Origin of the sequence: Dietzia natronolimnaea, assembly GCF_002289575.1 — a bacterium.
Taxonomy (GTDB): Bacteria; Actinomycetota; Actinomycetes; order Mycobacteriales; family Mycobacteriaceae; genus Dietzia; species Dietzia natronolimnaea_A.
In genome coordinates this window covers 113,170-134,508 of the sequence record NZ_NTGA01000001.1, presented here as the reverse complement: position 1 = coordinate 134,508, position 21,339 = coordinate 113,170, and the positions used below count along the sequence as shown (strand labels likewise).

Annotated in this window: 19 protein-coding genes; 6 read left to right on the top strand and 13 right to left on the bottom strand. The window is 69.6% G+C overall.

Annotation, left to right across the window (positions count from 1 at the left end; genetic code table 11):
• Nucleotides 1-124 precede the first annotated feature (124 nt).
• Complete coding sequence (locus tag CEY15_RS00645; RefSeq protein WP_095716876.1) at nt 125-784, top strand: potassium channel family protein; 660 nt, start codon at nt 125-127, stop codon at nt 782-784.
• Between the two features lie 55 nt (nt 785-839).
• Here CEY15_RS00645 and CEY15_RS00640 read toward each other — a convergent pair whose 3' ends face one another.
• Entirely contained in the window at nt 840-1,601 is a 762-nt protein-coding gene (locus CEY15_RS00640) for a hypothetical protein (protein WP_095716844.1), read from the bottom strand.
• Between the two features lie 47 nt (nt 1,602-1,648).
• Here CEY15_RS00640 and CEY15_RS00635 point away from each other — a divergent pair, with 47 nt between their 5' ends.
• The gene (locus CEY15_RS00635) at nt 1,649-1,837 is read left to right on the top strand and encodes a hypothetical protein (RefSeq protein WP_017836905.1); all 189 of its coding nucleotides are present in this window, start codon (nt 1,649-1,651) and stop codon (nt 1,835-1,837) included.
• Nucleotides 1,838-1,884: 47 nt separating this feature from the next.
• Nucleotides 1,885-5,799 carry an ATP-dependent RNA helicase HrpA gene (hrpA, locus tag CEY15_RS00630; protein WP_095716843.1) on the top strand — a complete coding sequence of 1,305 codons (3,915 nt, stop codon included), beginning with the start codon at nt 1,885-1,887 and terminating at the stop codon, nt 5,797-5,799.
• A 30-nt stretch (nt 5,800-5,829) separates the two neighbouring features.
• On the opposite strand, the gene CEY15_RS00625 is transcribed toward hrpA, so the two are convergent.
• The 3 genes from CEY15_RS00625 to CEY15_RS00615 form a co-directional block, all read right to left on the bottom strand.
• On the bottom strand, nt 5,830-6,375 hold the full coding sequence (locus CEY15_RS00625; protein WP_141244194.1) for a hypothetical protein: 546 nt from the start codon (nt 6,373-6,375) through the stop codon (nt 5,830-5,832).
• A gap of 80 nt (nt 6,376-6,455) precedes the next feature.
• Nucleotides 6,456-6,914 (bottom strand): transcriptional regulator NrdR, encoded by a 459-nt coding sequence (gene nrdR, locus CEY15_RS00620; RefSeq protein WP_031264877.1) that lies wholly within the window; start codon nt 6,912-6,914, stop codon nt 6,456-6,458.
• Between the two features lie 114 nt (nt 6,915-7,028).
• Nucleotides 7,029-7,391 carry a hypothetical protein gene (locus tag CEY15_RS00615; RefSeq protein ID WP_095716841.1) on the bottom strand — a complete coding sequence of 121 codons (363 nt, stop codon included), beginning with the start codon at nt 7,389-7,391 and terminating at the stop codon, nt 7,029-7,031.
• A 229-nt stretch (nt 7,392-7,620) separates the two neighbouring features.
• On the opposite strand from CEY15_RS00615, the gene lexA reads away from it, so the two are divergent.
• A complete protein-coding gene (gene lexA, locus CEY15_RS00610; protein WP_017836910.1) occupies nt 7,621-8,289 on the top strand; it encodes a transcriptional repressor LexA in 669 nt (222 codons plus the stop codon).
• A 98-nt stretch (nt 8,290-8,387) separates the two neighbouring features.
• On the opposite strand, the gene hflX is transcribed toward lexA, so the two are convergent.
• Both hflX and dapF read right to left on the bottom strand, forming a co-directional pair.
• Nucleotides 8,388-9,836, bottom strand: coding sequence for a GTPase HflX (gene hflX, locus CEY15_RS00605; protein WP_095716840.1), 1,449 nt, complete (start codon nt 9,834-9,836; stop codon nt 8,388-8,390).
• Between the two features lie 56 nt (nt 9,837-9,892).
• Entirely contained in the window at nt 9,893-10,777 is an 885-nt protein-coding gene (gene dapF, locus CEY15_RS00600) for a diaminopimelate epimerase (protein WP_176474972.1), read from the bottom strand.
• Between the two features lie 120 nt (nt 10,778-10,897).
• Here dapF and CEY15_RS00595 point away from each other — a divergent pair, with 120 nt between their 5' ends.
• The gene (locus CEY15_RS00595; RefSeq protein WP_095716839.1) at nt 10,898-13,078 is read left to right on the top strand and encodes a malate synthase G; all 2,181 of its coding nucleotides are present in this window, start codon (nt 10,898-10,900) and stop codon (nt 13,076-13,078) included.
• 105 nt (nt 13,079-13,183) lie between these two features.
• Here the strand turns inward: CEY15_RS00595 and CEY15_RS00590 are convergent, their stop codons facing one another.
• From CEY15_RS00590 to CEY15_RS00580, 3 genes are read right to left on the bottom strand one after another with little or no spacing between them, the layout of a single operon-like run.
• Nucleotides 13,184-13,930 carry an IclR family transcriptional regulator gene (locus tag CEY15_RS00590; RefSeq protein WP_095716838.1) on the bottom strand — a complete coding sequence of 249 codons (747 nt, stop codon included), beginning with the start codon at nt 13,928-13,930 and terminating at the stop codon, nt 13,184-13,186.
• The gene (miaA, locus tag CEY15_RS00585) at nt 13,927-14,907 is read right to left on the bottom strand and encodes a tRNA (adenosine(37)-N6)-dimethylallyltransferase MiaA (protein ID WP_095716837.1); all 981 of its coding nucleotides are present in this window, start codon (nt 14,905-14,907) and stop codon (nt 13,927-13,929) included. Before miaA ends, CEY15_RS00590 begins: the two co-directional genes overlap by 4 nt.
• On the bottom strand, nt 14,886-15,554 hold the full coding sequence (locus CEY15_RS00580) for a hypothetical protein (RefSeq protein ID WP_245847044.1): 669 nt from the start codon (nt 15,552-15,554) through the stop codon (nt 14,886-14,888). The genes miaA and CEY15_RS00580 overlap by 22 nt, the downstream gene beginning before the upstream one ends.
• A gap of 195 nt (nt 15,555-15,749) precedes the next feature.
• Between CEY15_RS00580 and CEY15_RS00575 the strand changes: the two genes are divergently transcribed.
• Nucleotides 15,750-17,147, top strand: a complete 1,398-nt coding sequence (locus tag CEY15_RS00575) for a DUF349 domain-containing protein (protein ID WP_095716835.1) — start codon at nt 15,750-15,752, stop codon at nt 17,145-17,147.
• A gap of 98 nt (nt 17,148-17,245) precedes the next feature.
• On the opposite strand, the gene CEY15_RS00570 is transcribed toward CEY15_RS00575, so the two are convergent.
• From CEY15_RS00570 to recA, 4 genes are read right to left on the bottom strand one after another with little or no spacing between them, the layout of a single operon-like run.
• Entirely contained in the window at nt 17,246-17,818 is a 573-nt protein-coding gene (locus CEY15_RS00570; RefSeq protein WP_095716834.1) for an Rv2732c family membrane protein, read from the bottom strand.
• Nucleotides 17,806-19,395 (bottom strand): tRNA (N6-isopentenyl adenosine(37)-C2)-methylthiotransferase MiaB, encoded by a 1,590-nt coding sequence (gene miaB / locus CEY15_RS00565; RefSeq protein ID WP_371204353.1) that lies wholly within the window; start codon nt 19,393-19,395, stop codon nt 17,806-17,808. The genes CEY15_RS00570 and miaB overlap by 13 nt, the downstream gene beginning before the upstream one ends.
• Before the next feature lie 14 nt (nt 19,396-19,409).
• Nucleotides 19,410-20,018: a regulatory protein RecX gene (locus CEY15_RS00560; RefSeq protein WP_095716833.1), complete on the bottom strand. Its 609-nt coding sequence runs from the start codon at nt 20,016-20,018 to the stop codon at nt 19,410-19,412.
• Nucleotides 20,018-21,124 carry a recombinase RecA gene (recA, locus tag CEY15_RS00555; RefSeq protein ID WP_017836921.1) on the bottom strand — a complete coding sequence of 369 codons (1,107 nt, stop codon included), beginning with the start codon at nt 21,122-21,124 and terminating at the stop codon, nt 20,018-20,020. Before recA ends, CEY15_RS00560 begins: the two co-directional genes overlap by 1 nt.
• Between the last annotated feature and the right edge of the window lie 215 nt (nt 21,125-21,339).

Sequence of the window (21,339 nt, the reverse complement as noted above, 5' to 3'; positions counted from 1 at the left end):
CAGCGACCCCGTCGCCGGGGCGGCGGACCCCGGGCCCCCGGTCCCGGGCGGCCCGGTCCCCGACTACGCGGACGGTGCGGGCCTGTTGGACCGCGCCCCCACCCGCACGTTCCACGCCTCCACCATGCGGGTGCTGGTGGCCGGCGCCGGCGTGGTGGGGCGATCGATCGCCCGCGAACTCCTGGCCAACGACCACCACGTGACGCTGGTCGACCGACGCGCGGCGGTGTTCGACCGCGACGCGGTCACCGATGCCCGGCAAATCGTGGGGGACGCGTGCGAGCTGAGCGTCCTCGACCGGCTCCGGGCGGAGGAGTCCGACGTCGTGGTGGCGGCCACCGGCGACGACAAAGTGAACCTGGTCGTGAGCCTGCTGGCCAAGACGGAGTTCGCCGTGCCCCGGGTGGTCGCTCGCGTCAACGACCCGCGGAACGAGTGGCTGTTCGACGACCGCTGGGGGGTAGACGTGGCCGTCTCCACCCCCCGGCTCATGGTCTCGGTGGTCGAGGAGGCCGTCGCCGTCGGGGACGTCATACGGCTGATGACCCTGCGTCGCGGCGGCGTCAACCTGGTGAGCGTGACGCTGCCGGACCAGACCCCCCTCGCGGGCAGACCCGTCTCCCGCGTCCGGCTCCCCCGCGACGCGGCGCTGGTGGCCATCCTCCGGGGAGGCAGGGTGATCACTCCCGAACCCGACGTGCCGTTCGAACCCGGCGACGAACTGCTCGTCGTGGCCCCGGAGACGGCCGAGGAGGACCTGAGCTCCGCGATCCTCGGCGGCTGACTCCCTCAACGCCCGCTCGAGCAGCCCTGTCCGGCAGCCCTTCCGGGAACCTTCTTCAGGGTTCGCGGTCGGCATCCGCGGGAACGGTGACCGCGACCTCCCGCCCGTAGTCCCACCCCGGGGCGAGAGGCAGTGCGTCTCCGCTCCAGAACCGACCGGGGTCGTACCAGCTGGCATCGCCGGCCGGCAGCAGGACGCCCATCGCCTCGAGTGTCATCCCGACGACCTCGGCGCAGTAGGCGGCCTCCATGCGCAGAACCGGCCCGGTGTCGACGGTTCTGCGCCACGGGAGACCGATGCCCCGCCTCCCCCGGGCGCCGGCCTCACCGTCCCCTCCGGACCCGGACCCCGTGTCGGCGTGGCGGTCGGATCGGTGCCGTCCCCGAGCCGCCCACCGGCCCCGGGCCCACCGGGCGGTCAAGCGCCCCGCGGACGGGAACGACACACCGTTCAGTCGGGCGATCGTCTCCAGGACCGCGTCCTCCTGCGCGTCACCGGTCTCCGGACTGATCTGCCGGAACCATGCGCGTTGTCCGTACGGCCCGGTCCAGTGACGCACCGCCGCCTCGAGATCGTGCAGTTGGACGCCGCGTTGCCTGCGACCCGTCCAGACGTCCGTCAGCGCGCGCCCCATCTCCGCGTGCCAGAGGAGCGGGGGTAGGTCGTCGAGCACGACGGCCACCCCCACGTGGTTCACGGGGGAATTGGTGAGGGTCTGGATGAGCCGGTCGGCGGTCGTGCGCCCACGGAAGAGCCAGAGGTCGCCGGTACGGGTGCGGTGGGCTGCGGCGGCGAGCGGGACGGTGTCGAGGCTCATGCCGTGATCCTGCCAGGCGACGCGGGCCCAGGACCTACCCTTGGACCATGGCACCCCGCGGACGGCAGTGGTTCAAGGTGGTCGGCGCGGCCGGAGTGGTCGGCGTGGCCGCCACCGGGATCCTCGCCGCACGGACCGAACGCCGGCGGCAGGCCTACGAGCCCGACGAGATACGGGAGCGGCTCCACCAGCGTTACACCCGCCTGCAGTCCCGCCGGGACGGCTCATCGGGCTGACACCCGGGTCTGTCGCGTCACCGGGTGGCGATACGCTGGTCCACACCATGACGACGCCCTCCGAGCCCGCCCCCGACCTGCGCCGGGCCCGGCACGATCTCCTGGTCCGGCTCGACGACGTCGGCATCCTCGACGCCCACCGGCTCCGGTCGAGGATCCGGAAGGCGCGCGCGGACCAACTGGCCGACCTGGGCGGGAGGATCGACGACGCCGCCGACCGACTGCGCCGCCGCGCCGAGTCGATCCCGACACCGGAGTACCCCGAGCACCTCCCCGTCAGCGCCCGCAAGGACGAGATCGCGGCGGCGATCCACGACCACCAGGTCGTGGTGATCGCCGGTGAGACCGGGTCCGGCAAGACCACGCAGATCCCCAAGATCTGTCTGGAACTCGGCCGAGGCGTCCGCGGGATGATCGGACACACCCAGCCCCGCCGTCTGGCGGCCCGGACGGTCGCCGAACGCATCGCCCAGGAGCTCGGAACGGAGCCCGGACACCTGGTCGGTTCCGCCGTGCGATTCGACGACCGCACCGGTGCCGACACGGCTGTCAAGCTCATGACCGACGGCATCCTGCTCGCCGAGATCCGGAGGGACCGGCTGCTGCGCGCCTACGACACGATCATCATCGACGAGGCGCACGAGCGCAGTCTCAACATCGACTTCCTGGTGGGCTACCTCCGGCAGATCCTGCCCAGGCGACCGGACCTCAAGGTCATCATCACCTCCGCCACGATCGACCCGGACCGCTTCGCGCGCCACTTCGCGGATTCGGCGGGCCGGCCCGCCCCTGTCATCGAGGTCTCCGGTCGCACGTTCCCGGTGGAGATCCGCTACCGGCCACTGCAGGTCGACCACGCGGACCGCACCGTCGACCTGGATCCACTGGACGCGCTCGCCGATGCCGTGGGCGAGCTCCTCGCCGAAGGGGATGGCGACGTCCTCGTGTTCCTGTCCGGGGAGCGTGAGATCCGCGACGCCGAGGAGGTACTCCGGGGCCGGAGATTCAAGGGAACGGAGATCTTCCCTCTCTTCGCCCGGCTCACCACCGCCGAGCAGCACCGGGCGTTCCGTCAGCACTCGACCCGGCGCGTCGTCCTGTCGACCAACATCGCGGAGACCTCGGTGACGGTTCCGGGGATCCGGTACGTCGTGGATACCGGCCTCGCGCGGATCTCCCGCTATTCGACACGCACCAAGGTCCAGCGGCTGCCGATCGAACCCATTTCACAGGCCTCCGCCGCCCAGCGCGCCGGCCGCTGCGGACGCCTGGCCGACGGCATCTGCATCCGCCTCTACTCGGAGGACGACTTCGACTCCCGGCCGGAGTTCACCGACCCGGAGATCCTGCGCACCAATCTGGCGTCGGTCATCCTGTCGATGGCCGATCTCGACCTGGGCGCCGTGGACGACTTCCCGTTCGTCGAACCACCCGACCGCAAGGCCGTCCGGGACGGGATGACACTGCTCACCGAACTCGGTGCGCTCAGGATCGACGACGACGAGCGCCCGCACCTGACGAGGGTGGGTCGCGACATGGCGTCCCTCCCCCTCGATCCCCGACTGGCGCGGATGGTGGTGGAGGGCCACCGCAACCGGTCGCTGGGGGACGTTCTGGTGGTGGTGGCGGCGCTGACCGTTCAGGACGTGCGGGAGCGACCCGCCGAGGAGCGAGAGAAGGCGGACCAGTTCCACCGCCGGTTCGCCGACAAGTCCTCGGACTTCCTCGGTTACCTCAACCTGTGGCGCTACCTCACGGAACAGCGCCGCGAACTCTCCGGCAGCGCGTTCCGCAAGATGTGCAAGGCCGAATATCTACACTGGTTGCGGATCCGGGAGTGGCAGGACCTCACCGCCCAGTTGACCAGCATGTGCCGGGACCGGGGATGGCACCCACCGTCCGGCCACGCCGCAGAGGACGACCTCCACAAGGCGATCCTGACCGGACTGCTCACCAACGTCGGGATGAAAGACGAGGACACCAGGGAGTTCCGCGGCACCCGCGGCATCCGCTTCCAGGTGTTCCCCGGTTCCGATCTCGCCCGCAAGCCACCACGATGGCTCATGGCCTCCGAGCTGGTGGAGACCTCCAGACTGTGGGCCCGTGACGTCGCCCGCATCGACCCGGCGTGGATCGAGACCCTCGGGGAGCACCTGGTCCGGTCCCAGTACTCCGAGCCGCACTGGTCCGACGCCCAGGGCGCCGCGATGGCCTACGAGAAGGTTCTCCTCCTGGGTCTGCCAGTGGTCGAGTCGCGGCGCATCCTCCTGTCCCGGGTCGACGCCCCGCTGGCCCGGGAGATGCTGGTCCGGCACGGGATCGTCGAGGGCCGGTGGTCGACCCGCATACCGGTCATCACGGAGAACGCCGCGGCGGTGGAGCAGGCGCGCGAACTGGAGACCCGGAGCAGGCGCCGGGGTCTGGTCATCGACGACGACGCGATGGTCGAGTTCTACCTCGAGCGACTCCCCGCCGACGTCACCTCCGGGCGGCACCTGGAGTCGTGGTGGAAGAGGGAGGGACGGAAGGACCCGGACCGTCTACGTCTGACGCCCGAGCGGATCCGCACCTCGGACACCGCTCCGGCCGCCTCCGAGTTCCCGCCGATCTGGAAGCAGGGAGAGCGGGACTTCGAGCTCAGGTACGCATTCGACCCGGGTGTCGACTCCGATGGCATCACCGTGCGCATCCCTCTCCCCCAGTTGTCGTCGGTCGCGACCTCCGGTTTCGAGTGGCTGGTCCCCGGCCTTCGGGAGGAGCTGTACACCGAGATGCTCCGGACTCTGCCCAAGTACCTCCGGCGTCTGTGCTCCCCGCCCGCCGAATACGCGGCCCTGCTGGCCGGGGATCTCACCCCACGCTCGGCTCCTCTCCCGGTGGCGCTCGCCGGGGCCCTCTCGGCCAGGATCGGGACGACCGTCGATCCCCGCGAGTTCCATCCGGAACGCCTCCCCGACCATCTGCGCATGCGCTTCGAAATCGTCGACGGCGACGAGGTGGTGGCCTCGGGTACCGATCTGGCCGCCCTGCGCAGCCGCCTGGTGGAGAAGGTCCGAGCCACTCTCAACTCGCGACTCGTCCCCGATGACGGGCCTCATCGGAACTGGACCGCGGACACGATCGGGGACCTGGAGACCTCGATCAGCGGGACCGTTGACGGCGTCGAGGTGACGGTCTATCCGGCGCTGCAGGTGCGCCCGGACGGCCTCCACCGGATCGCGTGCGCCACCGAGGAGGAGAGGAGAGCCGCTCAGACCGCGGCCGTGTTGACGATGATCTCGAAGGACGTGATCTCCGCGGCGTCGATAGTCCGGGGCCGTCCGGTGGAGCAGCGCCTCGCGCTCACCCAGTATCCCCACGGCGGCGCCGACGGACTGGTCTCGGACGCGGCCCTGGCTGCGTGTGGACGGATCGTCGCCGCACGTAAGGGAGTGCCGGTCCTCACCGTTCAGGAGTTCGAGGAGCTGCGTGCGAGGGCCAGGGCCGAAGCGCCGGCCGCCGTCTCGGCGTCGATTACCGCCGCTCTCCCGGCACTGGTTGCCGCGCGATCGGTGATGGCGCGGTTGGAGCAGGCTCCGCGTGACGTCGCAGACGACGTCCGGCCCGCGCTGGACTTCCTCGTGGGCAAGGGGTTCCTCGCGCGACACCCCGTCGAGGTCCTGCCGGAACTGGAACGCCATGTGAGCGCGATCGATCTCAGGCTCGACATGGCGGAGAAGTCACCGTCGAGGTATCGGGAGCTCACCGCCCGGCTCGAGGAGTCGGAGGCGACCGTTGCGCAGGCGACGGCGGCACTTCGCGGGCGGCCGGGTGGGGCGAGGACGTCCCGGGATCTGCGATGGATGCTGGCGGAGTATCGCGTCGGACTCTTCGCACAGTCCCTGGGAACCTCGCGCCCTGTCTCCGCCGAGAGGATCGACAAGGCGGTGGCCGCCTCTCTCTCCCGTCGCCCCGGGCGGTGAGCCCACGACGCCCGCCGTGCGTCACCACCGTCACCAGTCCCGAGTGTCGCCCGCCCCGCGACCCTGTGTCACTCGGGCGACCCGGTCCACCCGCGCCAGCACGTACCGCTGCATCGCGACCGGGAGCAGGTGCACCAGGACACCGAGTACCACCACGATCACCGCGCTCGACCAGGCGCTCACGAACACGAGTGGGATGGCCACCAAGGCGTGAATCCCCGCGCCGACCCCGTGGGCGATCTGGCTCTGCATGGCGTCCGCGCGGATCCCCACCAGACCGGCTCGACCGCGACCGCTGTTGCCTCGTCGCCCCAGAGCGCGGTTCCACCCGACCCGATCCAGCACACGGAGGGTGGAGGGGATACCGAACAACCGGGCGCGGGGGATCGTCCGCTGCGACGTCGTGGTCACCCATCTCGGAATCACCGCTTCGGGCACGGGGCCCATGACGCCCAGGATCCCGAAGACTCCGGCCGAGAACGCCCACGGGAATACCGGGTGGTGAGGCCCGATGACAAGCCAGGCGCTCACGACGAACAGCACCGACAGCACGGCGCTCGCAACCACGCGGAGCATGGTCTGAGAGTAGAACAGGGCCGCGAAACGGGGCTCAGCGCGGCGCACCCGCGCTCGACGCTACGGCGACGAATGCTCGATCACCGGTGGGCGGCGTGTCGCTCTCGAAGAGCGATGATCTCCCTCTCGAAGTCCGCGGCAGAACTGAACTGCTTGTACACGGAGGCGAAACGCAGATAGGCGACCTCGTCTAGGTCCTGGAGAGGTCCGAGGATGGCAAGCCCGATCTCATGAGCCGGGACCTCGGAAGCCCCGCCGGCCCGGACGGCGTCCTCGACCTGCTGAGCGAGCCGCCGGAGCGCGTCCTCGTCGACCGACCTGCCCTGGCACGCACGGCGGACGCCGCGGACCACTTTGTCGCGGCTGAAACGCTCCGTCACGCCGTTGCGTTTGAGGACGGTCAACAGCGGCGTCTCAAGGGTGGTGAACCGGTGACCGCAATCGGGGCACTCGCGTCGACGCCGTATCGCCTGCCCTTCGTCGACCGACCGCGAGTCGATCACCCGAGAGTCCTCGTGGTGACATATGGGGCAGTACATTCCAGCTTCGCCATTCGTCGACCTGGTCCGAACCTGTCCACCGGCCGGAGCCGACGGCGGTGCGAGGGCGACGGGCCGCCGTCCCGGGACCATTCTAGAAGGCGATGCCGTGGGTCACGCGTAGGCGGGCCCACCCACGAGGGCCAACGCCAACAACATCAGGATTCCGAAGACGATGCCCCCGACCACCAGTGCCCAGGTCGGCACGTCGTCCACCACCGGTGCGACCGATCGCGCCTCCACTCCGCACGCCCTGACCTGACCCGTGGACGCCGGCCGCACGCTCACCCGGCGACCGGGCGCCACCGACCGCGTGGGCACCTTCCGGCCACGGTCGAGGGTGCGGGTGACGGACGGGACCTCGGCGTGGACGCGGGTCCCTACCCTAGGCGGATCGAACCGGTCGTGCGCGGCCAGGCAGACCTCTGTCCACGGGATGGACGTCCGCGATCGTTGCTGCATCTCCAGGACGGTCATGACAACTCCCCACTCGATACGATGTGCGAACCCTATTCGCACACGCGTGTGCCTTATTGTGCACATCTGTTCGAACTCGAACGTGACTAGAGTTGTATCACGCGGGTCCGACAGAGTCGACACTCGCGAGCACATTTTTCGAACACCTGTGTGGCGCACCCGCCCGGTGCGACGTAGGGTATACACAGACAGAAGACGTCGAACACCCATTCGCTGAAGGGACCGCCGCATGCCCAAACCAGACTTCGAGGCCCTGACCACACGCCAGAAGAGCGTGCTGTTGCACATCCACGACACCGTCAAGGAGAGGGGGTATCCGCCGAGCATCCGGGAGATCGGTGATGCGGTCGGCCTACAGTCGACCTCCTCCGTGGCGCATCAGCTGCGGACCCTGGAGAAGAAGGGCTTCCTGACCCGCGACCCCCACAAGCCGCGGGCGGTCGACGTTCACGGTGTCCCTGGTCAGCGATCGCGGGGGCGACGTGCACCCGCGCAGGAGGACGTGCGGCCCGGCGGAGCCGTCGAACCGGTCTACGTCCCGGTCCTGGGGCGGATCGCGGCGGGCGGTCCGATCCTCGCCGAACAGGCTGTGGAGGAGGTCTTCCCCCTCCCCTCCGACCTGGTGGGATCCGGGGACCTGTTCATGCTCAGGGTTGTCGGCGAATCGATGATCGACGCCGCGATCTGTGACGGCGACTATGTAGTGGTCCGTCGGCAGAATGTCGCCGATAACGGCGAGATCGTGGCGGCGATGATCGACGGCGAGGCCACGGTCAAGACGTTCCGCAGGGATTCGACCGGGGTGTGGCTCCTACCCCACAACCCGTCGTTCCGCCCGATCCCCGGTGAGCACGCGACGATCCTCGGAAAGGTCGTGACCGTCTTCCGCAAGCTCTGAGCCTGTGCCGATGGTGCGTCGCCTGACCTCACCCGACCGAGGCGGGCGCCACCATCACCACGAGAGCCGGGGCGGTTCCGACCCGCACGGCGCTCTGGTCAGGCGACCCCGTCACGCTGGTCGGCGACGCGATACTCGCCGAGCTCTCCCGCCACTGAGGCGGGAAGCCGAACCTCTATCCGGGTACCGTCCGTCGTGTGATCCTCGGCGATCACGGCGCCCTCCGCGTGGACACGGGCGACCACGTCGCCCCTCGTGAAGGGGATCTCGAGCGTGACCCGGGTGTCCCCCGAGGCGACCACCTCCATGATCCGCTCGAGGAGTTCATCGAAACCCTGGCCCGTCGCCGCCGACACGAACACCGCGTCCGGTAGCGCGTGGTGCAATTCCGTAAGGACGACGGGGTCGGCCGCATCGATCTTGTTGATCACCACCAGTTCGCGCGGTCTCTGGGCGTGCTGCTCCTCCACGACGTCGTTGATGACTGTCCGGACAGCCTCGATCTGGCGTAACGGGAAGGTGTCCGATCCGTCCACCACGTGCAGGAGGAGCTCGGAATCAACGACCTCTTCCAACGTCGACCGGAACGCCTCGACGAGCTGGGTAGGGAGGTGTCGGACGAATCCGACGGTGTCGGTGAAGACCACCACACGCCCATCGGGGAGCTCGGCGCGCCGAGTCGTCGGGTCCAGGGTCGCGAACAGCGCGTTCTGGACCAGTACTCCCGCGCCGGTCAGTCGGTTGAGCAGACTCGACTTGCCGGCGTTGGTGTACCCGGCGATGGCGATCGACGGGACCGGGGTGGCGCGTCGTCGGTGCCGCTTGGTGTCGCGGGCCTGCTTCATCCCCTTGATCTCCCGGCGGAGTCTGGCGGTGCGCTCCCTGATCCGACGGCGGTCGGTCTCGATCTTCGTCTCACCGGGACCACGGAGCCCGACGCCACCGTTGCTCCCCGCCCTGCCGCCGGCCTGCCGGGAGAGCGCCTCGCCCCAGCCGCGCAGCCGCGGGAGCATGTACTCCATCTGCGCGAGAGAGACCTGGGCCTTGCCCTCACGACTGGTCGCATGCTGGGCGAAGATGTCGAGGATCAAGGCGGTGCGGTCGATCACCTTGACGTTGACCACCTTCTCGAGGGCGATGAGCTGACCGGGTGTCAGTTCACCGTCGCAGATCACCGTGTCCGCGCCCGTCGCGACGATGACATCCTTGAGGGTCTTGGCCTTACCGGAACCGATGTAGGTGGCGGGGTCCGGCTTGTCGCGGCGCTGGATCAGCGCATCGCAGACCTCGGAGCCCGCGGTCTCGGCGAGCTGGGCCAGCTCGGCCATGGCGGCCTCGGCCTGCGCTGACGTGCCTTCGGTCCAGACCCCGACCAGGACGACGCGCTCCAGACGGAGCTTGCGGTACTCGGCGTCGTTGACATCCTGGAGCTCGGTCGACAGACCGACGACTCGGCGCAGCGACGAGCGCTCCTCGAGCTGGAAGTCTCCGACCGAAGGGTCATGGTCTCGTGTAGCCCGGTCAGGGGCGGCGTCATCGATAGTCATTCACCTGCATCATCTCACAGAAACGGTCACGACGCCTCCGCGAGTGGAGCCGGGCGTCAATGCGTGTACCACCCGTGCGCGACGAGCTCGGACGGTCCGGTGAGAGTGGAACCGGAATCAGTCAGGGCCACCCCGACCTCGCCCCCCGGCACGGACACCAGGACCTCGCCCGTGGCCTCTCCTGCGTCGGCCAGAGCCGCGACGGCGGTGGCGACGATGCCGGTGCCGCAGGACATCGTCTCCCCCGATCCTCGCTCGTGGACGCGCATGAAGACCCGTCCGTCCACCAGCGGGGTGGCGATCTCCACGTTGACACCCTCGCTGAAGAACCCGGTGTCGTACACCGGCGCCTCGTGCACCGGCAGGTCGCGCAACTCCGCTGGCCCCAACCCCGGGACCACGCACGCGAGGTGGGGGTTGCCCATGTCCACCGCGAGGCCCGCGTACACGCGTCCGGAGAGTTCCGCCGAGGAGACCCCGAGGAGTACGGGCTCACCCATGTCGACACGGACCACGGCGTGGGTGCCGTCGTGGTGAAGGATGTCGGCGGGTCGAGGACCGGAGCGGGTCCCGACGGCGATCCGGCCGACCCCGGCACGGCCGGTCGAGACGAGGGCGTGGGCGAACACCCTCACCCCGTTGCCGCACATCTCGGCGATCGACCCGTCCGCATTCCGGTAGTCCATGAACCAGTCCGCGGCACCGACGCCGTCCGGCAGCGCGGCAAGGACACCCCGGTCGACCAGGGCACCGGCCGTGGCGATCCGGAGTACGCCGTCCGCGCCGATCCCGCCCCGCCTGTCGCACAGCGCCCTCACCAGGTCGTCGTGGAGTTCCACGTCCGCGCGGTCATCGGGCAGGATCACGAAGTCGTTGAGAGTTCCGTGACCCTTGAGGAACATCAGGCCCTCGGGCGATTCGGTCACGGGCGTGGAGGTCATGGCTCCCGAGTCTAGCGACCCCGCCACCCCGTTCCACCCTGCGGAAAAGCCGGATGATCACAGGGCGTGCGAGCACTAGAGTCGACGAGGAGGAACGGTCCCTATGTGAGGAGAGCATCGATGTCCGAACGCATCACAGTCGGCGGTATCCAGGTCGACGAGGTCCTCTACGACTTCGTCAACACCGAGGCGATCCCCGGCACCGGGGTCGATCCCGACGCGTTCTGGGCGGGTGTCTCCGAGATCTTCACGGATCTGGCCCCCCGCAACCGTGAACTGCTCGAGACCCGCGACGCGTTGCAGTCCAAGATCGACGCCTGGCATCACGAGAACCCGGCTCCGATCGACCAGGGCGCCTACACGCAGTTCCTGCGGGACATCGGATACCTGGTGCCCGAGCCGGATTCCGTCTCCGTCACCACGGAGAACGTCGACGCGGAGATCGCGACCGTCGCCGGACCGCAGCTCGTCGTCCCGGTCATGAACGCCCGCTTCGCGATCAACGCCGGCAACGCCCGGTGGGGATCGCTCTACGACGCGCTCTACGGGACCGACGCGATCCCGGAGTCGGACGGGGCGGAGCAGGGCTCGTCGTACAACAAGGTCCGCGGCGACAAGGTCATCGCCTGGGCCCGCGGATTCCTCGACGACGCCGCTCCGTTGGCGTCGGGCAGCCATGTGGGGTCCACCGGGTACGCCGTCGTCGACGGCAGTCTCCAGGTGACCGTGGCCGACGGATCGACCACCGGCCTGAAGGCTCCGGAGAAGTTCGTGGGGTACCTCGGCCAGGCCTCCTCCCCGTCGTCCGTCCTGCTCTGCAACAACGGGCTGCACATCGAGATCCAGATCGATCCGGACTCCCCGATCGGTTCCACGGACGCCGCGGGCGTCAAGGACGTCGTCCTGGAGTCCGCCGTCTCCACCATCATGGACTTCGAGGACTCCGTCGCCGCCGTCGACGCCCGGGACAAGACCCAGGGGTACCGCAACTGGTTGGGTCTCATGAAGGGTGACCTGTCTGAGGAGATCACGAAGGGCGACAAGACCTTCACCCGCGTCCTGAACGACGACCGGGTCTTCACCGCTCCCGACGGCGCGGGCGAGGTCCGGCTCCACGGCCGCTCCATGCTCTTCGTGCGCAACGTCGGCCACCTGATGACCAACCCGGCGGTTCTCGACGCGAACGGCGATGAGCTCCCGGAGGGGATCCTGGACGCTGTGATCACCTCGCTGGCGGGGATGCACGGTATCGCCGAGGGCAATGAGCGCGGCAACAGCCGGCACGGTTCGATCTACATCGTCAAGCCCAAGCAGCACGGGCCCGAGGAGGTCGCGTTCACCACCGAGCTGTTCAGCAGGGTCGAGCAGCTCCTCGGCCTGCCGGCGAACACCCTCAAGGTGGGGATCATGGACGAGGAGCGCCGCACCTCGGTCAATCTCGCGGCCTGCATCGCCGAGGCGACGGAACGCGTCGTCTTTATCAACACCGGGTTCCTCGACCGGACGGGCGACGAGATCCACACCTCCATGGAGGCCGGGCCGATGATCCGCAAGGGTGAGATGAAGTCCGCCCGGTGGATGACCGCCTACGAGGACTTCAACGTCGACACCGGTCTCGCGTGCGGACTCCGCGGCCGAGCGCAGATCGGCAAGGGCATGTGGGCCAAGACCGACCTCATGGCGGAGATGCTCGCCGAGAAGATCGGACAGCCCCGCGCCGGCGCGAACACCGCATGGGTCCCCTCCCCGACCGGCGCCACGCTGCACGCCACCCACTACCACCGGGTCAACGTGATGACCCGCCAGGAGGAACTGCTCGCCGGCGGCGCCCGCGCGAGTGTCGACGACATCCTCACCGTGCCGCTCGCACCGGACACCGACTGGTCGGACGCCGAGAAGAAGGAGGAGGTCGACAACTCGTGCCAGACCATCCTCGGGTACGTGGTCCGGTGGGTCGAGCAGGGAATCGGTGTCTCCAAGGTCCCGGACATCCACGACGTCAACCTCATGGAGGACCGCGCCACCCTGCGGATCTCCTCGCAGATGCTGGCCAACTGGATCCGCCATGACGTCATCACGGCCGACGACGTCGAGGACTCGCTCCGACGGATGGCGGAGATCGTCGACGGGCAGAACGCCGGTGACGAGGCGTACCGGAACATGGCACCGGACGTCGAGTCCTCGATCGCGTGGCAGGCGGCCCGCGAACTCATCCTCGAGGGAACCCGCCAGCCGTCGGGGTACACCGAGCCGATCCTGCATCGCCGCCGTCGCGAGTTCAAGGCGGCCAACGGGCTGTAATCGGTTCCGACCACGCACCCCGCGGGACCCGCTGTCCGCACCCCCGGATAGCGGGTCCCGCAGGCGGTCGGTCTGTCCGGCCGATCAGGCGGTCCGGCCGGCCGATCAGGGGTGCAGATGGGCCACAGCGGCCCTCAGGACGTCCACCGCGGCGTCGCGACGCTCCTCGGTGAACCTCGCCTCGGGACCCGACGCGGACACGGCGACCGCGGCGGCCCCCGCCCCCACCGTGATCGCGACGCAGCGGACCCCCTCTTCCTGTTCCGACTCGTCGGTGGCGAATCCCACGCGGCGGATGCGCTCGAGTTCCTGGATCAGCGTGTCCGGCTCGACGATCGTGGAGTCCGTGTACCCGGGCATACCGGTCCTGGCCAGCATCGCGCGGACCTCGTCGTCGTGGTCCAGGGCGGCCAACGCCTTGCCTACCGCCGTGCAGTGCACGTGTACCCGGCGTCCCACCTCGGTGAACATCCGCATCGAATGCGGTGACGGGACCTGGGCGAGATACACCACGCCGTCCCCGTCGCGAACGGCGAGGTTGGCGGTCTCGCCGGTCCCCTCGACCACGGCCTCGAGGACCGGTGTCGCCCACGACCACGTCGCCCGTCCCGCCACCTCACCGATCCGCTGTAGCCGGGGGCCGAGGAGATAGTCGCGGCGCGTGTCCCGACGGAGGTGACCCGTCTCGGCGAGGGTCCCGCAGAGTCGGTGGACGGTCGCCGCGGCCAGGCCGGTATCGGCGCACAACTCGCCGAGAGAGGCGCGACCGCCTCGGCGGGCCAGCGACTCGAGCAGGGCGAACGCCCGGTCCACCGACTGGACGCGGCCCCGATTACCGTTCGAGGAGCTCACCGCTGTACCCCGTCCAGAATCTCGAGCGCGACGTCCAGGGGCGTCCGGCCACCGGCGGGCGCCCCGCCGACCGGGCGGGTGTCGGTATCGATCCACCTGATGCGGTGATCACGCCCGAACCAGGAGCGCTGCCTGCGGACGTACCGGCGGGTTCCGACCACCGTGCGTTCGCGGGCACGGGCCATTGCCCCCTCGTCGATCGCCAGGTCATCGTCCATCTCGTCGAGTACCTGCGCATACCCGATCGCCCGACGGGCCGTCACGCCCTCGAGCAGTCCTAGTCCGACGAGCCCCCGCACCTCCGCGACCAGTCCGTCATCGAACATCCGCCCGGTACGCGCCTCCAGCCGTTCATCGAGTTCTGCGAGCCCGCAGCGCAGGCCCAGCAGGCGTGTACCCCAGCGGGGGTCACCGATCGTCGGCCTGGAGGCGGAGAACGGCTTCCCGGTCAGTTCGATCACCTCCAGTGCCCGCACCGTCCGGCGGGGATCGGTGGGCAGGATGGTCTGCGCGGCCTCGGGGTCCACGCGGGCGAGCTCGGCGTGCAACGCCTGTACCCCGATCTCCTCGAGGCGCCTTTCGTAAGACGCCCGGACCTGCGGGTCGGTGTCCGGGATGGCCCAGTCGTCGACCAGTGCCTGGATGTACATCATCGACCCCCCGCACAGGATCGGCACTCGCCCGCGTCGCCGGATCTCGGCGACCTCGCGTTCGGCCTCGCGACGGAAGTCGGCGACGCTCGCGGTCTGTGTCACGTCGAGCACGTCGAGCCTGTGGTGTGGGATGCCGCGCCGCAGGGCCAGCGGGAGCTTGGCCGTGCCGATGTCCATGCCCCGGTACTGCTGCATGGCATCGCAGTTGATCACCTCCCCGCCCAGCCGCTCCGCAAGATCGAGGGCGAGCTCGGACTTCCCGGTCCCGGTCGGCCCCACCACGGCGATCGGCACTGGGCCGCTCACTCGTGGTCCCCCGACCATCGAGCACCGTGGTATCCCACCCCGAAGGGGGCCCACGAGATCGACTCCACCGCCGCCCGTTCCCCGACCAGCCCGGAGAGCTCGAGCCACGCCGGCCTGCTCCACCACCCCACTGCCTGCGCCACCGCCTCCCCGGGATCCGGGAGCGGGCCGCCGTTCCGTAGCCACCCGGTCAGGTCGGCGTCGAGGGCGACGCCGCGCGGGTCCTCGGGGACGGGCGCGCGGGGGGAGAGTGAGGCGGGGCCGTCGGCCACGACGACGACGAGGGTGCTCGGGCTCGCGCACCGTGGCAGTCGCCCGGCACCGGTGACTGCCACGAAGGACCGGGGCAGGTCGATCCCGGCGCGGTCGAGCAGCCACCAGGCGATCAGCGCGGCGTCGGGGACCTCCTCATGATCGGCCTCCGGTGCCCCGGGGCGCCCGACCGGCGCCGCCGCACCCCATCGCGCCAGGGACGAACTCACGTCACCGATCGTGCGGCCCGCGGTATCCGCTCCCCACACCAGCACACTGTCGACGCCGCTCCCGGCAGCCCGGAGCATCGCCACCACCGCGTCGACCTGCTCGGCCGACTCCGCGGCCGCTCCCCCTGACAGCTCGGGCACCAGGACCGGCGCTCCGGGTACCACTACGACAGAGGTGCTCACACCGAGAACCTTACTGACCACCACCGGAGCCCGGACCCAGGACTCTGCCGGACTCGCGGAAGATACCCCGGCGCCCGGGCGGAGCTTGGTACACACTAGGGGGATGCCATCCCCTCACAGGGCCGGCGAGGCGACGACCGGTGGGATTTTCCGGCGATGGTGCCGTGTCACGCGGCGGGACGAGATGAGGACCAGATGAGCGACCAGTCACCGACCAGCCCTGGCGTGGCGAACCCCGGAACGGCCGCACCGACCCCCAACCCGGGCCGCACGCCGACGCCGGGCCCACGTCCCGGTGCGCCCTCCCCCGCCGCCCTCGCCCGCAAAGCTGCCCCGAGGGCGTCGGCGACCCCCGACACGAGGATCATCCGGGCGTCGGATCCATCCGAGTGGGGACGGGTCGACGACTCCGGCGCGGTGTTCGTGAGGACCTCCGATGGCGAGCGGCAGGTGGGATCCTGGCAGGCCGGAGCTCCCGAAGAGGGTCTGGCACATTTCGGCCTCAGGTACGACGCCCTAGTAGCCGAGGTCACGCTCCTCGAGGCCCGTCTCGAGTCTCACCCGCAGGACGCACGCAAGACGCGCGCGTCCGCCGAAACGCTCGCCGAACAGCTCCCCACCGCGGCCGCGGTGGGCGATCTCGACTCCCTCGCGGCCCGGCTCGCGACAGTGATCGAACGGTCCGGCGACGTGGAGGCCGAGGCGCGCCACCGCAAGGACGAGGAGCGCGCGACCTCGATCGCACGCAAAGAGGCGCTGGCCGTCGAGGCCGAGGAGATCGGGGAGGCGTCCACCCAGTGGAAGGCCGCCGGCGATCGCCTACGGGAGATCCTCGACGAGTGGAAGACCATTCGTGGTATCGATCGCAAGACCGACGACGCCCTGTGGAAGCGCTTCTCCAAGGCGCGCGAGGCGTTCAATCGACGCCGGGGTTCGCACTTCGCGGAACTCGACCGCACTCGGGCATCGGTGAAGCGGGTCAAGGAGGAGCTGGTCGAGCGCGCCGAGGCGATCTCGGGCTCGACCGACTGGAACGACACGGCGACCGCCTTCAGACGGCTCATGGACGAGTGGAAGGCCGCCGGCCGCGCCCCGCGCGAGGCCGATGACGCGCTGTGGAAGCGGTTCAAGGCTGCCCAGGACACGTTCTTCGACGCCCGCCACGCCGCGGCCGCCGAGAGGGACGCCGAGTTCGCGGGCAACGCGGACGCGAAGGAGGCGCTGCTCGCCGCCTATGCGGGCCGGATCGACCCTCAGAAGGACCTCACCGCAGCGCGCACGGCCCTGCGGGAGCTCCAGACCCGCTGGGAGGAGATCGGCAAGGTCCCCCGGGAGCGGATGGGAGACCTCGAGGGACGGATCCGGGCCCTGGAGAAGTCCGTGTCCGATGCGGCGGACGCGGAGTGGCGACGGACCGACCCCGAGGCCAAGGCCCGCGCCGCCCAGTTCTGGGTGCGCGTGGACGATTTCGAGGAGCAGGCGGCGAAGGCCGAGGCCGCGGGCAGGTCCAAGGATGCGGAGAAGGCCCGCGCGCAGGCTATGCAGTGGAGGGAGTGGGCCGAGGCCGCCGAGAACGCGGTCGACACCCGCTGACCACGCCGGTCGTCAGTCAAGCCCGACCGACGGGGCCGGAGAGGTGGGCGGGAGCCTCTGCATGGCAGGGTCCCGGCCCCGCACGGTGGGGCCCCGGTTCACTCGCGGTGGCGGAGCGAGTCCTCGAGCTCTTGTTGCTCCGGCGTTCGCGCCCACAGCACCCCGGCCAGTGTCATCACCAGCAGGAGCACCAAGATGACACTGACGTACATCCCGATCCCGGGGGCGCCGAAGTCCCGGAAGTCGGGGTCGGGCCCTCGTCCGGACTGACGCAGCCAGATCGCGAGCATCCCGTAGACGGCGGCCACACAACTCGCACCCCACGCGACGCCCGCCGCCCACCACTTCTGGGTGATGATCATGACCGCGCCGAACAGGATGGCACCGACCGAATAGATCAGGACGAACACGTGGGACGGCAGCGACGTCTCCTGGGCCCTGGCCGCCTCGGTGAAGAACAACACATCGAGGCCACGCACCCCGTCACTGTGGGGCAACACCAGCGCGGCCGCGAGCAGCACGATCAGGAGAGCCGACGCCAGATAGGCCTTGCCGATGACGAGAGTGTGGCCCAGGACCCTGTCCTTCTGCCGGAGCTCCGAGTTCACGGTGCTGGACTCCAGGATCCCTTCGATCGGGTCGGGGCGGTCAGCGGTGTTCACGTAGGGCATCCCTTCGGGGTGGTGTCGGGGGTGTCGGCGGCTCTCCGCAGGGTGGGCAGTCCGAGCCCCACCCCGATCGGTGGCGTCTCCGGCTTCTCACCGGCTTCGTGCCTGTCGCCCGCCCTGGTCGCCCGAACGGTCAGTACTCCGTCGTCAGCGAGCAGGTGGTGTGGTGCCGCCGAGGTGACACGGGTGGTGACCACGTCGCCGGGACGGATCCGCCCGGCGTGCTCCCCCACCGGGGCGAAATGCACCAGGCGGCCGTCGCGGGCCCGTCCGGTCATCCGGGCGGTGGCGGCGTCCTTCCGCCCTTCGTCCGCCGTGACGAGCAGCTCGACCTCACGACCGACCTGCTTCTCGTTCTCCTCGAGGGTGATCCGCTCCTGCAGCGCGATCAGTCTCTCGTAGCGCTCCTGCACGACGGACTTGGGGATCTGGTCGTCCATCGTCGCCGCCGGCGTCCCCGGTCGCGGCGAGTACTGAAACGTGAAAGCGCTGGTGAACCGGGCTTTCTCGACGACGTCGAGAGTGGCCTGGAAGTCCTCCTCGGTCTCACCGGGAAACCCGACGATGATGTCCGTGGTGATGGCCGCGTGCGGCATCGCGGCACGCACCCTGTCCAGGATGCCGAGGAAGCGCTCCGACCTGTACGAACGTCGCATCGCCCGGAGGACACGATCCGAGCCCGACTGCAGGGGCATGTGCAGCTGCGGGCACACGGCGGGGGTGTCGGCCATCGCCTCGATGACGTCGTCGGTGAACTCCGCCGGATGGGGCGAGGTGAACCGGATCCGCTCGATTCCCTCGACCCGACCGGCAGCGCGCAGCAGCTTCGCGAAGGCTCCCCTGTCGGACGGCTCGGAAGGGTCGTGGAACGAGCGCCCGTAGGCGTTGACGTTCTGGCCCAGGAGGGTGACCTCCAGGACACCCTCGTCCGCCAGTGCCCGCAACTCTGCGAGTACCTCGCCGGGACGCCGGTCCACCTCCTTGCCGCGGAGGGAGGGGACGATGCAGAACGTGCAGGTGTTGTTGCAGCCGACCGACACGGAGACCCAGCCGGCGTAGGCGGACTCGCGCGTGGCGGGGAGGGCTGACGGGAAGTGTTGGAGCGAGTCGGCTATCTCCACCTCGGCACGTTCGTTGTGGCGCGACCGCTGGAGCAGGGTGGGGAGGTGACCGAGGTTGTGGGTGCCGAAGACGACGTCGACCCACGGCGCCCGCGAGACCACGACGTCCTTGTCCTTCTGCGCGAGGCAACCCCCGACCGCGATCTGCATTCGCGGGTTGGCGTCTTTCCACGGGCGCAGATGGCCGAGCGTGCCGTAGAGGCGGTTGTCGGCGTTCTCACGGACGGCGCAGGTGTTGAACACGACGAGGTCCGGCAGCGCGCCCCGTGCGGGATCCGCCTCTCCCTCGAACGGGACGTATCCCGCTTCGTCGAGCACACCCGAGAGCCGCTCCGAGTCGTGGACGTTCATCTGGCATCCGAAGGTCCGCACCTGGTAGGTGCGCCCCTCCACACGCTCGACACGCTCGACACCGGCGTCTCCGGCTGTCGTCTGCTGGTCGGTCACGAGAGTATCCACGCAGGCCAGGGTACTCAGGGCGACACCTGGGCCGCCAACTCGGCATCGACCACCGTCATCGCCAACCCCGTGGGATAACCCCGTCGTCCGAGGAACGCCACCAACCTGCGCCGCTCCCCCTGGAGGTCGGCGTCGCGGCGGGAGGCGGCCGTCCGGCGCGCGAGCCGCGCCCGCACCAACTCGGTGGCGTGTTCGTGCTCGTCGGATTCGTCGATGTCGGACACCGCCCCGGCGATGTGGACCTCGGCGACACCCTTCTCGCGGAGCTCCCGCTCGAGGGCGCCACGCGAGCGTCCGCGTCGGCGTCGGCGGCCTCTGACCCACTCCGACGCGAAGTCGGCGTCGTCGAGAAGGCCCCAGACGCGAACCCTGCCCAACGCTTCGTCCACAGCGTCCGGTGTGTGGTCCTTACCCAGAAGCCTCTCCCGGAGCTCGTGCTCGCTACGGGGACGGTGGCGCAGGAGACGGAGGGCCGCAGTCGCCGCGTCGTGGGCCTCGGGAGCCAGAGGCGGCAGATCCGAGCTCCCCGACGACCTCGCCTCCACCGCGGCGACCGCCGTACGTAACCGCTCCGACGTGATCCGCCGCCCCCCCTCGTGGGGATCCGGGCCCTGAACACTCATCAGAACTCGACAGGCACCACGTCGATCGGTGCGTCCTCATCCGCCTCCGCCTCGATCTCCGCGAGCTCCGCACCAGCCCCGATGTTGAGCTTGTCGAGAATCTTCCGCTCGATCTCGTCGCGAACCGAGGGGTTCTCCTTCAGATACCGGCGGGCATTCTCCTTGCCCTGCCCCAGCTGGTCGGCACCGTAGGTGAACCAGGAACCCGACTTCTTGACGAACCCGTTCTCCACGCCCATGTCGATCAGCGAACCCTCACGGCTGATTCCTTCTCCGTAGAGGATGTCGAACTCCGCGATCTTGAACGGCGGGGCGATCTTGTTCTTGACCACCTTGACCTTGGTGCGGTTACCCACCGCGTCCGCGCCGTCCTTCAGGGTCTCGATCCTGCGCACGTCCAGGCGGACCGACGCGTAGAACTTGAGCGCTTTACCGCCGGTGGTGGTCTCGGGCGAGCCGAACATCACCCCGATCTTCTCGCGCAGCTGGTTGATGAAGATGGCGGTGGTGTTGGTGTTGTGCAACGCACCTGTCATCTTCCGGAGAGCCTGGCTCATCAACCGCGCCTGGAGACCCACGTGGCTGTCGCCCATCTCGCCCTCGATCTCGGCCCGCGGCACCAGCGCCGCGACGGAGTCGACGACCAGGATGTCGATGGACCCCGACCGGACCAGCATGTCCGCGATCTCGAGCGCCTGCTCGCCGGTGTCCGGCTGGGAGACGATGAGGTTGTCCGTGTCCACGCCGAGCTTGCGGGCGTACTCGGGATCCAGCGCGTGCTCCGCGTCGATGAACGCGGCGATACCGCCGGCGGCCTGCGCGTTGGCCACGGCGTGCAGTGCGACCGTGGTCTTACCCGACGACTCCGGACCGTAGACCTCCACGACACGCCCGCGGGGAAACCCGCCGACCCCGAGTGCGACGTCGAGCGACAGGGCGCCGGTGGGGATCACCTGGACCGGCGGGCGGGTGTCGTCCCCGAGCCTCATGACCGACCCCTTGCCATAGGCCTTGTCGATCTGGGCGAGCGCCAGCTCCAGTGCCTGCTCGCGATTCGGGGCGACGCCGGTCCGGGTTCCCGACTTGGCGGTGTTCTTGGGGGCCATGATGTTCTCCGTTCGTGCTCGACCACCGGTGTCGTGCCGGATGGTCTGTGTGGTCTGCTCTCTCGCGGACGCTACGGGTCGGGTACGACACGAACGCCTCGCGCGAGCCCGGCACCCCGTCGCTGTGGAGGGACGGCGCCCTGTGGACGGGCTCTCCCGTCAGCACATGCCCCGACTATAGGCGAACGCGTGTTCGAGGAGTAACGACACGCCGC

Bases quoted from the DNA above. Each gene is read 5' to 3' on its own strand.
- CEY15_RS00560 (WP_095716833.1), bottom strand. From the start codon at position 20,018: ATGAGTGTTCAGGGCCCGGATCCCCACGAGGGGGGGCGGCGGATCACG.
- CEY15_RS00625 (WP_141244194.1), bottom strand. From the start codon at position 6,375: ATGCTCCGCGTGGTTGCGAGCGCCGTGCTGTCGGTGCTGTTCGTCGTG.
- dapF (WP_176474972.1), bottom strand. From the start codon at position 10,777: ATGACCTCCACGCCCGTGACCGAATCGCCCGAGGGCCTGATGTTCCTC.
- recA (WP_017836921.1), bottom strand. From the start codon at position 21,124: ATGGCCCCCAAGAACACCGCCAAGTCGGGAACCCGGACCGGCGTCGCC.
- CEY15_RS00575 (WP_095716835.1), top strand. From the start codon at position 15,750: ATGAGCGACCAGTCACCGACCAGCCCTGGCGTGGCGAACCCCGGAACG.
- miaA (WP_095716837.1), bottom strand. From the start codon at position 14,907: ATGGTCGGGGGACCACGAGTGAGCGGCCCAGTGCCGATCGCCGTGGTG.
- CEY15_RS00640 (WP_095716844.1), bottom strand. From the start codon at position 1,601: ATGAGCCTCGACACCGTCCCGCTCGCCGCCGCAGCCCACCGCACCCGT.
- CEY15_RS00635 (WP_017836905.1), top strand. From the start codon at position 1,649: ATGGCACCCCGCGGACGGCAGTGGTTCAAGGTGGTCGGCGCGGCCGGA.
- hflX (WP_095716840.1), bottom strand. From the start codon at position 9,836: ATGACTATCGATGACGCCGCCCCTGACCGGGCTACACGAGACCATGAC.
- lexA (WP_017836910.1), top strand. From the start codon at position 7,621: ATGCCCAAACCAGACTTCGAGGCCCTGACCACACGCCAGAAGAGCGTG.
- CEY15_RS00645 (WP_095716876.1), top strand. From the start codon at position 125: ATGCGGGTGCTGGTGGCCGGCGCCGGCGTGGTGGGGCGATCGATCGCC.
- nrdR (WP_031264877.1), bottom strand. From the start codon at position 6,914: ATGTACTGCCCCATATGTCACCACGAGGACTCTCGGGTGATCGACTCG.
- hrpA (WP_095716843.1), top strand. From the start codon at position 1,885: ATGACGACGCCCTCCGAGCCCGCCCCCGACCTGCGCCGGGCCCGGCAC.
- CEY15_RS00615 (WP_095716841.1), bottom strand. From the start codon at position 7,391: ATGACCGTCCTGGAGATGCAGCAACGATCGCGGACGTCCATCCCGTGG.
- CEY15_RS00595 (WP_095716839.1), top strand. From the start codon at position 10,898: ATGTCCGAACGCATCACAGTCGGCGGTATCCAGGTCGACGAGGTCCTC.
- CEY15_RS00570 (WP_095716834.1), bottom strand. From the start codon at position 17,818: ATGCCCTACGTGAACACCGCTGACCGCCCCGACCCGATCGAAGGGATC.